Annotated in this window: 13 protein-coding genes; 1 reads left to right on the top strand and 12 read right to left on the bottom strand. The window is 70.9% G+C overall.

The genetic code is table 11. The features are described 5' to 3' along the window. The first annotated feature begins 79 nt into the window (after positions 1 to 79). The gene (locus AB0F40_RS03470) at positions 80 to 1,060 is read left to right on the top strand and encodes a Gfo/Idh/MocA family oxidoreductase (RefSeq protein WP_357464236.1); all 981 of its coding nucleotides are present in this window, start codon (positions 80 to 82) and stop codon (positions 1,058 to 1,060) included. 115 nt (positions 1,061 to 1,175) lie between these two features. Here AB0F40_RS03470 and AB0F40_RS03465 read toward each other — a convergent pair whose 3' ends face one another. The 12 genes from AB0F40_RS03465 to AB0F40_RS03410 all read right to left on the bottom strand — a co-directional run bounded on the left by AB0F40_RS03465 (position 1,176) and on the right by AB0F40_RS03410 (position 13,803). Further along, positions 1,176 to 2,015: an amino acid ABC transporter ATP-binding protein gene (locus tag AB0F40_RS03465; RefSeq protein ID WP_357464233.1), complete on the bottom strand. Its 840-nt coding sequence runs from the start codon at positions 2,013 to 2,015 to the stop codon at positions 1,176 to 1,178. Continuing rightward, on the bottom strand, positions 2,002 to 2,661 hold the full coding sequence (locus AB0F40_RS03460) for an amino acid ABC transporter permease (protein WP_357464230.1): 660 nt from the start codon (positions 2,659 to 2,661) through the stop codon (positions 2,002 to 2,004). The genes AB0F40_RS03465 and AB0F40_RS03460 overlap by 14 nt, the downstream gene beginning before the upstream one ends. Positions 2,662 to 2,705: 44 nt before the next feature. Next, the gene (locus tag AB0F40_RS03455) at positions 2,706 to 3,503 is read right to left on the bottom strand and encodes an amino acid ABC transporter substrate-binding protein (protein WP_357464227.1); all 798 of its coding nucleotides are present in this window, start codon (positions 3,501 to 3,503) and stop codon (positions 2,706 to 2,708) included. Positions 3,504 to 3,580: 77 nt separating this feature from the next. Beyond that, positions 3,581 to 4,507: an AraC family transcriptional regulator gene (locus AB0F40_RS03450; RefSeq protein WP_357464224.1), complete on the bottom strand. Its 927-nt coding sequence runs from the start codon at positions 4,505 to 4,507 to the stop codon at positions 3,581 to 3,583. A 4-nt stretch (positions 4,508 to 4,511) separates the two neighbouring features. Further along, on the bottom strand, positions 4,512 to 6,083 hold the full coding sequence (locus AB0F40_RS03445; protein ID WP_357464221.1) for an FGGY-family carbohydrate kinase: 1,572 nt from the start codon (positions 6,081 to 6,083) through the stop codon (positions 4,512 to 4,514). A gap of 101 nt (positions 6,084 to 6,184) precedes the next feature. Beyond that, the gene (locus AB0F40_RS03440) at positions 6,185 to 6,724 is read right to left on the bottom strand and encodes a ribose-5-phosphate isomerase (RefSeq protein ID WP_357464218.1); all 540 of its coding nucleotides are present in this window, start codon (positions 6,722 to 6,724) and stop codon (positions 6,185 to 6,187) included. Next, on the bottom strand, positions 6,724 to 8,472 hold the full coding sequence (locus AB0F40_RS03435) for a dihydroxyacetone kinase family protein (protein WP_357464215.1): 1,749 nt from the start codon (positions 8,470 to 8,472) through the stop codon (positions 6,724 to 6,726). Before AB0F40_RS03435 ends, AB0F40_RS03440 begins: the two co-directional genes overlap by 1 nt. Before the next feature lie 4 nt (positions 8,473 to 8,476). Beyond that, positions 8,477 to 9,451 (bottom strand): D-ribose ABC transporter substrate-binding protein, encoded by a 975-nt coding sequence (locus AB0F40_RS03430; RefSeq protein WP_357464212.1) that lies wholly within the window; start codon positions 9,449 to 9,451, stop codon positions 8,477 to 8,479. A 74-nt stretch (positions 9,452 to 9,525) separates the two neighbouring features. Next, entirely contained in the window at positions 9,526 to 10,665 is a 1,140-nt protein-coding gene (locus AB0F40_RS03425; protein WP_357464209.1) for an ABC transporter permease, read from the bottom strand. Then, a complete protein-coding gene (locus tag AB0F40_RS03420; RefSeq protein WP_357464206.1) occupies positions 10,662 to 12,302 on the bottom strand; it encodes a sugar ABC transporter ATP-binding protein in 1,641 nt (546 codons plus the stop codon). The genes AB0F40_RS03425 and AB0F40_RS03420 overlap by 4 nt, the downstream gene beginning before the upstream one ends. Beyond that, the gene (locus AB0F40_RS03415) at positions 12,299 to 12,970 is read right to left on the bottom strand and encodes a DUF2291 family protein (RefSeq protein ID WP_357464203.1); all 672 of its coding nucleotides are present in this window, start codon (positions 12,968 to 12,970) and stop codon (positions 12,299 to 12,301) included. Before AB0F40_RS03415 ends, AB0F40_RS03420 begins: the two co-directional genes overlap by 4 nt. After that, on the bottom strand, positions 12,970 to 13,803 hold the full coding sequence (locus AB0F40_RS03410) for a triose-phosphate isomerase family protein (protein WP_357464200.1): 834 nt from the start codon (positions 13,801 to 13,803) through the stop codon (positions 12,970 to 12,972). Before AB0F40_RS03410 ends, AB0F40_RS03415 begins: the two co-directional genes overlap by 1 nt. Between the last annotated feature and the right edge of the window lies 1 nt (position 13,804).

Below are 13,804 nucleotides of genomic sequence, written 5' to 3'. Positions count from 1 at the left end.
CCAGTCTCGGCGAGTTCGGCCGACGCCGTTTCCATGACCGAAAACGGTGTGGCCCGGCCCGGGCACTACGCTCGGGCGCATGACACACCTGCGATGGGGAATCCTGGGGGCCGGCGGGATCGCCTCGGCCTTCACATCAGACCTGAACGACAACGGCTTCACCGTGCAGGCGGTGGGGTCGCGATCGCTGGAGAAGGCGCAGGACTTCGGGCAGCGCTTCGGTATCCCGACGGCGCACGGCTCGTACGAGGACCTCGTGAACGACCCCGAGGTCGACATCGTCTACGTGGCCACGCCGCACCCGATGCACGTGGCGGCCGCGAGGCTCGTGCTGGAGGCAGGTAAGCACGTCCTGGTCGAGAAGCCGTTCACGCTCAACGCCGCCGAGGCACGGGAGATCGCGGAGCTGGCCGAGCAGAAGGGCCTCGTGGCGCTGGAGGCCATGTGGACCAGGTTCCTGCCGCACATGGCGCGCGTGCGCGAGATCATCGCCTCGGGTGTGCTCGGCGAGGTGCGCACCCTGATGGTGGACCACACCCAGGACCTGCCCGACGACCCGGCCCACCGCATCAACGACCTCGCCCTGGGTGGCGGCTCCCTGCTCGACCTCGGCATCTACCCGGTCTCGTTCGCCTGGGACGTGTTCGGCGAGCCGCTCACGGTGCAGTCGCACGCGACGTTCAAGGAGACGGGCGCGGACGCGACCATCGCGACCATCTTCGGGTACGACGGCGCCCGCGTCGCCACCACGGTCTCGGCGTCGGACACGAAGGGCCCCAACCGGGCATCGATCCTTGGCACCGAGGGCCGCATCGAGATCGACGCCGTCTGGTACAACCCGACGACGGTCCACGTGTACGACGCCGCCGGCACCGAGACGGAGACCTTCTCGACCGAGGTGACGGGCCGCGGAATGCATTTCCAGGCCGCTGAGGCGGAGCGCCTCGTCGCGACCGGCGAGCTGGACAGCCCGCTGCTGCCCCGAGCCGAGACGGTAGCGATCATGGCCACCCTGGACGAGATCCGCACCCAGATAGGCCTAACTTACCCGGGCGAATAACCCGCCCGCCCTCCGCCCCACCCGTCCCCCCAACCCCCGCCCCCTTCCCTTCGAGGCCTAAGTTCCTTCGCTTTGAGCGGCCTCAAAGCGAAGAAACTTAGGCCTCGAAGGTGAGTTAGTCCAGGGGGTGGAGGATGCGGTCGAGGAAGCGGCGGGTGCGGGGTTCCGCCGGGTTGCTGAAGATCTGGGCCGGGGCGCCGCGCTCGATCACTACGCCGCCGTCCAGGAACAGCACCTCGTCCGCTACCTGGCGCGCGAACTGCAGCTCGTGCGTCACCACGACCATGGTCCAGCCCTCGTCCGCGAGCTCCTTCATCACGGTCAGCACCTCGCCCACCAGCTCGGGGTCGAGGGCCGACGTCGGCTCGTCGAACAGCAGGAGGTCCGGCCCGAGCGCGAGTGCGCGCACGATGCCGACGCGCTGCTGCTGGCCGCCGGACAGCTCGTGCGGGTAGGCGTCGCGCTTGTCGGAGAGGCCGACGCGGGCCAGGAGCTCCTCGGCGCGGCCGATCGCCGTCGCGCGGGGGATCCGCTTGACCTGCGTGGGGCCCTCGATCACGTTCTCGAGGACCGTGCGGTGCGGGAACAGGTTGTGGTGCTGGAACACCATCGCCGACCGGTCACGCAGGGCCGCACGTTCCGCCTTCGCCCGGCGCGCACCGGCGCGTCGGCCGGCCCAGCCGCCGGTCCTGGCGGCGGCCTGGGCCGCGAAGTCGACCGCCGGGCCGCCCTCGAGCTCGAGCAGCCCGGCATCTGGCGTCTCGAGCCCGTTGAGTGAGCGCAGCACCGTCGTCTTGCCGCTCCCGGACGCTCCGATCAGGGCGACCACCTCACCGCGCCGGACCTCCAGGTCCACCCCGCGCAGCACGTGGTTGGTGCCGAACGACTTCTCGATGCCCCGCGCGGTCAGCAGGCTCCCGGATCCGGGACGGTCGGTGCGGTCAGTGCGCGACATACCGGTCCAGCCTCTTCTCGAGTACGTTCTGGCCGGTGGAGAGCACCGTGCAGAACAGCCAGTAGATCAGGGCCGCCTCCAGATAGACCGTCATGAACTCGTTCGAGAACGTGGCGATCTCCTGCGCCTTGCGGAACATCTCGGTGACCAGGATGAGCGCCGCGAGCGACGTGTCCTTGACCAGCGAGATGAAGGTGTTCGAGAGCGGTGGCACCGACACACGTGCGGCCTGCGGCAGGATGATCCGGCGCAGCGATCGGGCGGGGGACATGCCGACCGTCCAGCCCGCCTCCCACTGTCCCTTCGGGACCGACAGGATCGCCGCACGGATCACCTCGGCCGCGTAGCCGCCCACGTTCAGGGAGAACGCGATGATCGCGCTGGGCCACGGGTCGAGCAGGATGCCCACCGAAGGCATGCCGTAGAAGATCACGAAGAGCTGCACCAGCAGCGGGGTGCCCCGGATCAGCGAGATGTACGCGCCGGCGATCCACGACAGCAGCCGGTTCGGCGACAGGCGCAGCAGCGCGACGACGAGCGCCAGCACCAGCCCGATCGCGAACGACGCGAGCGCGAGCGGGATGGTGCCGGTGAGTCCGCCGCGCAGGAGCGGCCAGAACGAGTCGGCGATGAGCTGCCAGTCCATGTGTCCCTCTCGCTACGCTCGGCCGAGAGACGTCGCCCGGCGGGTCACTCGGAGACGTCTTCGCCGAAGTACTTCTCGCCCAGCTCGGCCAGCGTCCCGTCGGTGCGCAGCTCCTCGAGGGCGCCGTCGATGGCCTCCGTGAGCGCCTCGCGCTCCGGTGTGGCGACGAAGGCCGACTGCGACTCCTCGTCCGTCTCCGTGGCCACCTTGATGCCCGAGGCGTCCTCGGTGTTGGCGTAGTCGAGGTAGGTGAGGCTGTCGTTGATCGTGGCGTCCACCCGACCCTGCTCGAGCAGCGCGACCGCCTGCGCCCAGCCCTCGACGGCCTCGACCTCGGCGCCGCTCTCCTTGGCGAGCGTGTTCCAGTTGCTCGTGAGCGACTGGGCCGTGGTCTTGCCCTCGAGGTCGTCGAAGCCCTTGATGTCGTCGTTGTCGGCGCTCACCACGAGCACACCGTTCGACACGGTGTACGGCGTCGAGAAGACGTAGTCGGCCTCGCGCTCCGGGGTGATGGACACCTGGTTCGCGATGGTGTCGAAGCGCCCGGCGTCGAGCCCGGCGAAGATCGCGTCCCACTGGGTCTCCTGGAACTTGATCTCCACGCCCAGCTTCTCGGCGACGGCCTCGGCGACCTCGACGTCGTAGCCGACGAGCTTGCCCGACTCGTCGTGGTAGCTGAACGGCCGGTATGTGCCCTCGGTGGCGACGGTGAGCGTGTCGCCGGAGACCAGCCCGAGCTCTTCGCCCGCGCCGCCGGACTCGCCCGAGCTGCCGCAGCCGGTCAGGGCCAGGAGGGCAGCAGAGGCTGCGGCGGCCGTGAGGAGGGCGCGGTTGCGAGACATGGGGGCTCCGTTCGGTGAGTGGCACACATCGGCATTGCCGATGCGCGACCCAAAACTAACTGATATACGAGGTGAACTCACACCCGCTCGCTCCGTCGCCAGCGGTCCGGCGTGATCCCGTACCGCTCCTTGAACCGCCGGACGAGGTAGGTCGCGTCGCGCAGGCCGGTTCGTGCGGCCACGACGCCGAGCGGCAGATCGGTGTCGCGGAGCATCCGGCGCACCTCCGTCATACGGCGCTCGGTGATCCACTCGAGCAGCGTGCGGCCCGTGCGCTCGCGGACCACCGTCGTCAGATAGCCGGCCGTGTAGCCCAGGGAGCGGGCGACATCGGCCGCCGACACCGGTTCGCGGAACGTCGCCTCGATCTCGTCGAAGACCCGCGTCACCAGCGGGTCCGGCGGTGCGGGGGCCGACGGCGCCAGCCGCGCCGCCCCGATGAGGATCCGCGTCAGCAAGGCCGAGACGGCGTCGCGTGCGCCCAGCCGGTCCGGCGCCGACAGCTCATCGGAGAGCTCCGTCAGCCACGCCGACCAGCGTGCGCGCTCGCCGGCGGGGACGTTGGCGCTCGCCCCCGCCGGCAGGTCCGCGAGCGCGAACAGCGCGAGGATCGGGTGGTGCCCCCAGGCGAGGGGCGACACCGAGACGAGCGACGGGACGGCGTCCGGCATGAAGGCAACGCTCCAGGCCTGGCAGTGGTGGAGGTCGGCGAGCGTCGCCGAGTCGATCACCTGCCCCGGCGGGACGGCGTGCACGTCACCGTCGCGCAGCGGCGTTTCCCGGCCGTTCAGCGAGACGGTGCCCTCGCCCCGCTCGACGTAGACGAGCACGAGGAAGTCGTGCGCGTGCTGGTGGCTCAGCGGTAGGTGCGGGTGGTCGGCCTCGAGGTCGATCCGGTTGACCAGCACCGGTGGCACACCCAGGCGGGTCGGATGCCCGTAGACCGGGATGCCGTCCGGGCGCACGGTACGGAGCCGACCCCTGGCGGGCTGCTGTTCGGGCACGGGACTATGTTCCGTCCCAAGGGCGGCGGCCCGCGCCCGGCGGCAGGTGCTGTGGTGCTCCGTCCACGGTTCTGGGTGGCCCAGGTCCGCCCACCGCCTCCTGCATCTCGGCAAGCTGGTGCACGTGGTCGCGGGTGGTGGGGTAGAGAGTGGTGAACGCTTCGAAGAGCTCGTCGTAGATCGCCCGGTTCTCGGGGTTCGGCACGACCTCCCCGACGATCCGGGTCCAGTCGGTGTCCGGCGGCACGAGGCCGGAGCCGATGGCCGCGAGGAGCGCGTCGCCGTACGACGCCCCGATCGTCTGCTCCGGGACGAGCTGGCTGATCCCGCTGACGTCACTGACGATCTGGGTCCACGGGCCGCTCCGCGTCCCTCCACCGACCGCCACCACCCGGGACGCTGGACCGCCGGCCTCCTCGAGGAGCTCGAGGATCTGGCGCACGCCGTAGGCGATGCCCTCATAGATGGCGCGGTACAGGTGGCCGCGTCGGTGGCGCAGGGAGAGCCCGGCGACGACGCCGCGGGCGTGCGGGTCGAAGATCGGCGTCCGCTCACCGGCGAAGTAGGGCAGCAGCAACAGGCCTTCCGAGCCGGGCGGCGTCCGCGCCGCCTCTTCGGCGAGCGTCGCGATGTCGACGTTCCCGGTGAGTTCCTGGACCCAGGACAGCAGGCTGCCCGAGGTACCCATCCCGCCGGCGAACGTCATCATGCCCGGCTCCACGCTCATCGTCGTCCACATCGGGGGACAGGGCTTGAGGTCGCGACCGGTCTGCACGAAGAACATCGTGGAGCCGTACATGAGCATCAGGTCGCCGGGCTGCCGCACACCACAGCTGAACGCCTCGGCCCAGGCGTCCACGGTGCCGGCCATGACGGGGGTGCCTGCGGGCAGGCCGGTCGAGTCGGCGGCGGAGGCCCGCAGGGTGCCGACCACCTCGCCCGGCCAGGCGAGGCGGGGCATCTCCAGGTCGCCCAGGGTCTCCTCGACCCAGTCGGTCGCCCAGTCCCTGGCCGGGAGGTCGTAGAGCGGCGCACACTGGCTGGCGGTGTGGTGGTCGAGGACGTACTCCCCGGTCAGCCTGGCCACGACGTACGAGCTCGAGCCGAACCAGCGCCGAGTACGTGCCCACACCTCGGGCTCGTGGCGACGCAGCCAGAGCAGCTTGGGGCCGACCGCCTGGGAGCTGAGCTCGCAGCCGGCGCGGGCCAGGATCGCCTCGGCCCCGAACCGCTCGGTGAGCTCGTCGATCTCCGCGGAGGCCCTGGTATCGATCCCGTAGAGGATCCCGGGCCGGAGCGGGACCAGGTCGCCGTCGGTGACCAGCACGCAGGGGCCGATGCCGCTGACGCACAGCCCGGCGATCGACCGGCCCCGGGCGTGCAGCGCCAGCTCGCGACAGATCGAGACGACGTCGCCCCACCAGATGGCCTCGGCGTCCATCTCCGCGTGACCCGGCCGCGGCAGCGACATCTGGTGGCGCCTGGACGTCCGGGCGAGCACCACCCCGTCCGGAGTGGTGAGCACGCCCTTGCTGCTTCCGGTGCCGACGTCGACACCCACGACCAAGGCGGCCATGCACCCTCCCGAGTCGTGTCGGACCGCTGTGTCCCCCGGCCGCACCGGCCGGCCCGGTCGATCCTAACTGCCTCGGTGGTGCCCGGCGCCGAGCCGCTGGGTCAGCAGCTCGAGGGCTGCTCCTGCGCTCGGGTCCGGTCGGTGGGCTCGTACCCGTCGATCGCCGCGACCTTTTCCGCCGACGCCGACTCCGGGTCGAACTCGTAGCCCAGCCACTCCTTCGCGAGCCGGCGGGCGAGCTCGATGCCCACCACGCGCTGACCCATGCAGAGCACCTGGGCGTTGTTGCTGAGCACCGCGCGCTCGACCGAGAAGCTGTCGTGCGCGGTGACGGCACGGATGCCGGGCACCTTGTTGGCGCTGATGGCGACGCCGAGGCCCGTGCCGCACACGAGCAGGGCCCGGTCGGCCCGCCCGTCGGCCACCAGCTGTGCGGCGGAGACCGCGATGTGCGGGTAGGCGGTGTGCTCGTCGGGCAGGACGCCGACGTCGATCACGGAGGCGACCCGGGGGTCGGCCTCCAGGTCGGCCTTGATCGTGTCCCGGTAGGTGACGCCCGCGTCGTCACAGCCGATGGCGATGCGCAGCCCGCCACCGGTGTGCCCTGCCGCCTGTGCTGTGGTTGGTTCCGGCTCGGTCATCAGGACTCCTCGGAAGTGGGGGAACTGGTCTGGGTGAGCTGCTCGCCGATCGCGGTGACGATCAGTGCGAACGACACGGCGCCCGGGTCGGGGGTGCCCACGCTGCGTTCGGCGAGCGGGCGGGCTCGGCCGACTCGGGGCACCATCGGGGCGGTCGCCTCGGCGGCGGAGGTGGCAACGTCCGCCGCGGCCTGCCAGGCCTTGGCCAGCGGGAGCGCGGCGTCGGCACCCCTGCCGAGCTCGTCGGCGAAGGGCAGGAGCGCGTCGAGCATGGTCTTGTCACCGAGCTCGGCGCGGCCGAACTCCCGCAGCCGGGCGGCGCCCGTCCGGACGGCGCCGGACAGCCGGTCGAGCGTGACCGCCTCCTGGTTGCCCAGATCCCGTCCGACCGTCTCGAGGAGCAGGCCCCAGAGGATCCCGCTGGTGCCACCGGCCCGGTCCCCGAACGCGGTGCCCGCCGCGCGCAGGACCGAGTGGACACCGCCCCCCGCGGTGGCTGCCGCGTCGGCCGCCTCGTGGGCGGCTCGGGACCCACGGCTCATGCCGATACCGTGGTCGCCGTCGCCGGCGACCGCGTCGATCTCGCCGAGCCGCTCCTTGTGCTCGTCCACGGTGGCGGCGAGGGTCGCGACGAGTCGCTGCGCGACCTCCGCGTGCCGGCGAGACTCCTCGCTCGCCACCTCCTCCGCTGCCGCGACAGTCGCGTCCGCGGCGACGGCCCGTTCGGTGAACAGCGTGCTGGCCGTGGCCTCGCCGCGGCGGTAGGCCGCCGTGTCGGCCGGGGCACGCCAGAGGGGGGCGAGCTCGTCGTCGAGCCACGTCACGGTGAGCGAGCAGCCCGCCATGTCGAGGCTCGTGACCAGCTCACCCACCTCGGGCTCGACCACGTCGAGCCCCGCGGCGTGGAGCCGCGGCGCGACCTCGCTCCAGAGCACGTAGAGCTCCTCGTACTTGGTGGCGCCCAGGCCGTTGAGCAGCACGGCGGCGCGCCCGTCGGCCGACGCCGGCCGTTCGGCGAGCACCCGGTCGACCAGCTGCGCGGCCAGGCCGGACGCGGACATCCAGTCCGTGCTGCTGATCCCCGGCTCCCCGTGGATGCCGAGGCCGAAGTCCATCCGGCCCGGCTCCACGTGGAAGAGGGCGTCGCTCGCCCCGGGCAGGGTGCAGCCGTCGAACGCCACCCCGAAGGACGAGGTCGAGGCGTTGGCGTGCCGCATGAGCCGCTCGACCTCGTCGAGGTCGTCACCTCGTTCGGCAGCGGCGCCCGCCATCTTGTAGACGGTGAAAGTCCCAGCGATGCCTCGGCGGTCACCCACCGTCTCCGGCGGTGCGGAGGCGACGTCGTCGGTCACCCAGACGACGCGCACGTCCATCCCTTCGGCGCGCAGCCGGTCCGCCGCGACCCCGAAGTTGAGCCGGTCGCCCGCGTAGTTGCCGAAGGCCAGCACCAGTCCGGCGCCGCCGTGGGCGGCGCGGGCGATGCGGTAGACCTGCTCGGCGGACGGTGACGCGAAGATGTCGCCGAGCACCGCGCCGTCGGCGAACCCCGGGCCGACCACCCCGTTGTACGAGGGGTAATGGCCCGAACCGCCGCCGATGACGAGCGATACCTTGCCGGCCAGCGGTCCGCCGGCGCGGACGAAGCCCGAGGCGTCGGGGACGCGCTGGACGTACCGGAGGTGGGCGGCCGCGAAGCCGGTCAGCACGCCGTCCTTGAAGGTGTCTGAGTCGTTGTAGACGTGTGTCATCGCGTCACTCGCTGATCACGAAGTTCTGGACGGAGTCGGCGTTCTCCTCGGTGACGAGGATGCAGTCGAGCGCCTGCTTCTCCTCGGAAACGCCCGTCTCGCCGGTCCGGATCACGCTGTCGAGCTGGTTCATCGCCATGGTGGTGCCCTCGACGATGGGCTGGACGACCGTCGCGACGAGGTCGCCGTCCCGCACGGCGTTGACGGCGTCCTGGCTGCCGTCGAACCCGAGCACCTTGACCTGGTCGAGCTTGCCCTTGGCCTTGAGCGCATTGACGGCGCCGAGCGCCATCTCGTCGTTCCCCGCGACGACCCCGTCGATGTCGGGGTTCTTCGCCAGCAGCGCCTCCATCTTCTCCTGGCCCTCCTGCCGGTCCCAGTTCGCGATCTCCGTGCCGACCTTCTTCAGGTCGGGGTACTGGGCCAGGACCTGCGCGTAGCCGTCGGAGCGGACCTGGGCGTTGTTGTCGCTGGGTGCACCGAAGAGCTCGACGTACGTGCCCTTGTAGTCCATCGCCGCTGCCCAGGCCTCTGCGCCGACCGTGGCACCCTGGGCGTTGTTGGAGACGATCTGCGAGGAGGCGAGACCTGTCTCGGAGATCTCCGCGTTGATGAGGACGATCGGGATCTCGGCGTCGACGACCTTCTGGACGGCGGCGATGGACTCGTCGGCGCCCGCCGGGTCGAGCAGGATGCCGTCGACGTCGTCGTTGATGGCCGTCTCGATGAGCGTGTTCTGCTCGTCCGGGTCGTTCTCGTGCGCTGCGGTGTAGGACTCGTAGCCGAGGTCCGCCGCCGCCTGCTCGGCGGTGTCGACCTCCGCCTTCCAGTACGGGTTGGACGGGTCGACGGTGATGATGGCGATGGTGCCACCACCCTCGGCGTCGGCCGCGCTGGCGCCGGTCTCCTGCGAGGCTCCGCAGGCGGACAGGCTCAGGGCGAGCCCGGCGGCGGCGGTGCCGGCGAGAATTCGCTTCATGGTGTTTTCCTCTCGATCGGCCGCGGAGATGCCACGGCCCGGGGTGCGGGGAGGGTTGGTCGGACGGGTGGTGCTCACGCCGCTCCTGCGGCGGCCGTACGTGCTTCGGCGACGGCGCGCTTCGCGGCGCCCCGGCGCTGGGCGATCTGCTGGATCTGGTCGACGGCGACCGCGAGGATGATCACGGCACCGGTGATGACCTGCTGCCAGAACGGCGAGACGCCGACGATGACCAGGCCGTTGGCGAGGAACCCGATGACGAAGGCACCGATGATGGTGCCCTTCACCGTGCCGCGGCCGCCCGAGAGCGCCGCGCCACCGATGACGACAGCGGCGATGGCGTTCAGCTCGTAGAACTGGCCGAGGTCAGCGGTGGCGGAGCTGATGTTGGCGATCTGGAGCACGCCGACGATGCCCGCGCACACTCCGGCGATCACGTAGATCCGGGTCTTGACCTGGGTGACCGGGACGCCGGACAGCTCCGCCGCGCGCTCGTTGCTGCCGCTGGCGTAGAGCCAGCGGCCGAACGGCGAGCGGACCAGCAGGATCGAGGCGAGGACCGCCAGCGCGACCATGACCCACGCCGAGATCGGCAGCCCGAGCGGGCGGCTGGCGAAGACCTCGAAGAAGCCGGTGTTGCCCAGCCCTTCCTGGCCGCGCAGCTCGTTGGTGATGTTCTGCCCGTCGAGCAGCACCTCGGTGAGGCCGCGTCCGACGTAGAGCATCCCCAGCGTGACGATGAACGGTGCCAGGCGTAGTCGTGAGATCAGCAGGCCGTTGAGGTACCCGACAAGGGCACCGACGGCCACGGAGAGGACGACGATCACCCAGACCTTCGGGAACATGATCGCCTGGGTGAGCGGCATGTCGATGCCGCGGAACAAGTTGCCGGCGACTGCGCCCGTCAGGCCGACGGTCGAGCCGACCGAGAGGTCGATCCCGCCGTTCAGGATCACCATCAGCATGCCCAGCGCGATGATCGCGTTGAAGGCCACCTGCTTGGTGATGGTCACCAGGTTCCCTGGGTCGAGGTAGTTGTCGCTCAGCAGCGCGAACACCGCGATGATGAGGACGAGCGCGACGAGCGCCCGGCCCTCCACGAGGACGGAACCGACGTTGACCGAGCGCAGCCGGGAGGCAAGGCTCGTCCGGTCCGGTCCAGCGGAGTTCGGGCCGATCGGTGTCGGCTTGGTCGGCGCGTCGGTGGCGGTCATCGCGGGCCTCCGTTGGCTCCGTCGGTGCGGGTGGGTTCGGTGGGGTTCGGGTCGGCGGGCGCGTCTGGTTCGACGGCCACGGGTGCCGGCCCGTCGGACTCGCCGGACGCCGCCATGACCTCCGCCCGGGTGGCCGTGCGCGGGTCGAACTCGCGAACTATCCGGCCCTTGCTCATCACGACGACGCGGTGCGAGGCCGTCATGGCCTCGCCGATCTCCGAGGTGACGTAGAGCACTCCGAGGCCCTTGCGTGCTTCCTTGAAGAGCAGCGCGAAGATCTCGCCCTTCGCGCCGACGTCGATACCGCGGGTCGGCTCGTCGAGGAGCAGGACCTTGGGGTCGGTCATCAGGAGCTTTCCGATCACGACCTTCTGCTGGTTGCCGCCCGAGAGCGAGGTGATCGGGGCGCCAGGACCCGAGGCCTTGACGCGGACCTCTGCCATGCCGTGCTTGATCCGCTTCGACTCGGCGCCTCGAGAGACCAGTCCCTTGCGGATGGCGGACCGCAGGCCGGCGAGCGAGAGATTGCTCCCGACGCTGAGCATCTGCACGACGCCGTCGCGCTGCCGGTCCTCGGGGACCAGCCCGAGGCCACGGCCGATGCGCTCGCCGATGGTGAGGCCTGCGATGTCCGCGCCGTCCAGGAGGACCTGGCCGGCCGCGATGGGGTCACGGCCGGCCAGGGCCTCCATGAGCTCGGTGCGCCCAGCCCCCATCAGGCCGTAGACGCACACGATCTCGCCGCTGCGTACCTCGACCGAGACGTCGTCGACCATGACCCGTCCGGTGTCGAGGTCGGCCACCGTGACGTGCTGGACCGAGAGCGCGACGTCGCCGAACTCCCTCGGCTCGTCGCGGAAGTCGTACTCCGCCTGGCGGCCGGTCATCCGGTGCACGACCCAGGGCAGATCGATCTCGGACACGGGTTCGTGCGCCACCATCTCGCCGTCGCGCAGGACCACCGCGTGATCCGCGATGCTGATCGCCTCTTCCAGGTGGTGCGAGATGTAGACGATCGCCACGCCGTTCGCGGTGAGCTCCCGGATGATCTTGAAGAGCACCTCGATCTCGCTGGCGCTGAGTGCTGAGGTGGGCTCGTCCATGATCAGGATCCGGGCATCGGCGGCCAGTGCACGAGCGATCTCGACGATCTGCTGCTGGCCCATCCGGAGGTCGGCCACCAGCGTGCCCGGCGCTATCTCCTCCTCGAGCTGACGCATCAGCCGTGCGGTGATCTCGGCCTCGCGGCCGTAGTCGACACTGCCCGTGCGGGTGTGCAGCTCACGGCCGAGGAAGATGTTGTCCCGCACGCTGAGGTTCGAGCAGAGGTTCGTCTCCTGGTGGATGATCGAGATGCCCCGCTCCACCGCGTCCACGGTGTTCTGGAGCGTGACCTGCTCGTCGCGCAGGACCAGGTGGCCGGCGGTGGGCTGCTCGACCCCGGAGAGAATCTTCATCAGTGTCGACTTGCCCGCACCGTTCTCCCCGAAGAGCACGGTGACCTGGCCGGCGCGGACGTCGAAGTCCACGCCCTTGAGGGCCTTCGTGACGCCGTAGGTCTTGGCGATCCCGACGGCCTGGAGCACGACCTGCCCGATCTCCGTGGTCTCGGCCGGGGCAGGCGCGACGGCGGTCACCGGTCGACCTCCATCGTCAGCGGCTGGACCTGCACCGGCTTGGCAGCGGCCTGCGGGATGCCGGCGTCGGTCACGGTCACGATCCCGGTGAAGCTGAGCTTCGTACCCTTGGCGAGCCCGGTCGCGCCCTCGTCGCCCGTGCCCTCGGCGAGCTGGTCCTGGATGAGTGTCTTCAGCTCGTCGCCCACCTGCTGGTAGGTGGACTGGTTCGAGGCGTCGCCGAACTGGAAGCCGAGCGCGTCGCGCAGCACGGTGCCGTTGACGGCGGGCCCGGCCGCGATGCTGAGCGGCGTCTCCTCGGACACGCCGTCCACGGTGATCTCGACGGCCTGTTCCTGCGTCGCGACCACTGTCGCCTCGCCGGTGACGGGAAACAGGTAGGTCGTCTCGTTCGGTCGGATCGCCTCGAGGCTGTCCGCGGTCGCGGCCACGTCCTGCTCCAGGCCGGTCAGCAGCTCGGGGAGCGGGGTCGCTGCCTCGGGGAGGGTCTCGTTCGCCTCGGCGAAGAGCTCGTCGGCGACCTGCTTCGGGTCGAAGACCTCCGGACCGATCGAGGCGAGCTCCTCGGGCGTGACGAAGCGGGTACTGAGGGTCATCGCGACGAGGAGCGCGGCGACGGCCGCTGCTCCGGCGACGCGGAACGGGGTCGAGCGGCGGGTGCGTCCCATCACCGGTCCTTTCGAACGATTGCCTGGTCGGTGGTGCTGCGCGCGCGGACCGCGTCGGCACAGCGGTGAGCGATCTCGAGGAGGCCGGACGCCGTCCATGCGGCTCGGCCGACGAAGAGGCCTTCGACGGCGAGGCCGCCTGCCAGGCCGGCGGCGTTGCCTGCATCGACGCTGCCGCCGTAGAGCACACCGGTGTGGACGTCCGGCAGCTCGTCGTCGAGGACCTGGCGGACGGCGGCGAGCCCCTCGGCGACGTCGTCGGGCGCGGCGGCCCGGCCTTGGGCGCCGATCGCCCAGTGCGGCTCGTAGGCGACCAGCAGCTCGACCGGTGCGAGGCGGCCCAGACCGCCGAGCGCGGCGTGCACCTGGCCGGCGATCACCGACGCGGTGCTCCCGCGCTCGCGTTCGGCGGCCGTCTCACCGACACACACCAGCGGGATCAGCCCCGCCGAGACCGCAGCGGCGACCTTGGCGGCGACCAGCTCGTCGGTCTCGCCGAGCAGCGTGCGACGTTCGGCGTGCCCGATCTCGACCATCCGCGCGCCGGCGTCCCGCACCATGCCCATGGAGACCTCGCCGGTGACGGCGCCCTCGGGGCCCGGATAGGCGTTCTGTGCGCCGACGAACACCTGCGGAACCACGCCGAGCCGCTCGCGGACGGCCGCGAGCGTGGTGGTAGCCGGCAGCACGAAGAGGCGCAGCTCCGGCGGTACCCGCTCCGCCAGGGCGGCGGAGCGCAGCTCGTCGGCGTAGTCGCCGGCCTGGGCCAGCGTCTTCGTCATCTTCCAGCTCGTGCCGAGCCAGAAGGGCGACGTCGTCGTCGTGGTGGGCATG

The organism is Promicromonospora sp. NPDC023987, from assembly GCF_040639055.1.
In the GTDB taxonomy this organism is placed as follows: Bacteria; Actinomycetota; Actinomycetes; order Actinomycetales; family Cellulomonadaceae; genus Promicromonospora.
Note: the sequence above shows the minus strand (reverse complement) of the source record. Positions and strands in the feature narration are given on the sequence as shown.